Raw genomic sequence first — 258 nt, 5'->3', positions numbered from 1 at the left:
GATCCGGTTGGTCTTCCTGCTGACCTACATCATGTTGATCGGCATGATCAAGGATGTTAAAAGGGTCTTTGCCTACCACGGCGCCGAGCACATGACCGTGCACGCCTATGAGGCCGGGCTGCCCCTGACCATCGAGAACGTGCGGAAGTTCAAAACGCCCCACCCACGCTGCGGCACGGCTTTTTTGCTTACGGTTATGGTGGTTTCTGTGGTGGTGTTCGCCCTGCTGCTGGGCCCGTCCCTGGAATGGCGGATTGC

Annotated in this window: 1 protein-coding gene; it reads left to right on the top strand. The window is 58.5% G+C overall.

Going from position 1 to position 258, the window contains the following annotated elements; all coding sequences use genetic code 11:
- Positions 1-258 (top strand): DUF1385 domain-containing protein (locus PZC42_RS21840; protein WP_277214299.1); only part of this gene is annotated, 258 nt, incomplete at both ends.

Origin of the sequence: Isoptericola croceus, assembly GCF_029382255.1 — a bacterium.
Lineage (GTDB): Bacteria > Actinomycetota > Actinomycetes > Actinomycetales > Cellulomonadaceae > Isoptericola > Isoptericola croceus.
Note: the sequence above shows the minus strand (reverse complement) of the source record. Positions and strands in the feature narration are given on the sequence as shown.